Raw genomic sequence first — 1,159 nt, 5'->3', positions numbered from 1 at the left:
GGTATGCTGGAACCCTGGATACTTGCGAACAATCCTATTAAAAAAAAGATAGGCCTGTTTTTTTACCAAAAAAAAATCATTCAAAGTGCTTTACGAATCCATGCTACTGCTCAGATGGAAGCAGTTAATATTCAAGCTCTGGGTTTCAGTAATCCGATCAGCATCGTTCCAAATGGGATTGATTTAAGCGAAATAAAAAAGGCTAAGGAACAGTATGGGACAAAAAAAATGGTTTATTTATCTCGTATTCATCCTAAGAAAGGTATTGAATTACTACTAAAAGCTTGGCGTAATAGTGATACAAAAGGTTGGACTCTGGAAATTGCGGGTAGTGGAAAGTCATGGTATTTAAAATCGCTTGTCCAGAGTTCAAAAGACCTCGACAATGTTAGGTTTGTTGGAGCCTTATATGGTGAAGACAAATGGGATTTTTTACGATCCGCCGATCTTATGATTCTACCTTCATACAGCGAAAATTTTGGAATTGTAGTTGCTGAAGCTTTAGCCGTTGGTGTTCCTGTAATTACTACCCGAAAAACTCCTTGGGAAGATTTAGAAACACATCAATGTGGCTGGTGGATAGATTTATCAGTTAACAATTTAGAAAACACTTTAAAAAAAGTATTTAATACCTCTACTGAAATTTTAGAGACAATGGGGAATAATGGACGAAAACTCGTAGTTGAAAAATATGACATCAAAACGGTGGCTTATTTATTATGCGATTTATACAAAAAAATGCTGGATTAAATTACTTAATATTATAGAAGACATTTCAGGTAAAAAGGGAAAGTATTTGAAACACTTTTCTATAAAAACAGAAGATTTTTTATATTTGTAATGATGGTGATTTTATTTAGAATTCAATTTAAAATTTATGGTACAACCGCACCATATTAGTAACAATTTATTTTTTTATATGTAAAATATTTTTTTTACTAGTTATAATAAAAACAAGAATTTATGAAAGTAGTACATATAGTTAATTCGATCGATAAAAGCACAGGAGGTCCAGCCCGATCGGTACCTCAAACTTGCGTCGAATTGGCAGAGCACGACATAACTATCGAATTGATAACACAGGAGAGTTCTGATATGGTAAAAGTGGCAGATAGAGCAAGTTTAACTGTTCGCTTTTATTCTATTTGGGAACTCTTTC

Annotated in this window: 2 protein-coding genes; both read left to right on the top strand. The window is 33.3% G+C overall.

Features of this window, described 5'->3' with window-relative positions; genetic code table 11:
• The coding region (locus EKL98_RS16725; RefSeq protein WP_126563214.1) for a glycosyltransferase at positions 1-750 on the top strand (750 nt) is incomplete at its 5' end.
• A gap of 213 nt (positions 751-963) precedes the next feature.
• On the top strand, positions 964-1,159 hold a 196-nt coding region (locus EKL98_RS16720; RefSeq protein ID WP_394343490.1), incomplete at its 3' end, for a hypothetical protein.

The sequence above is a fragment of the Flavobacterium bomense genome (genome assembly GCF_003970355.1).
This window is presented reverse-complemented; position numbering and strand designations above follow the sequence as displayed.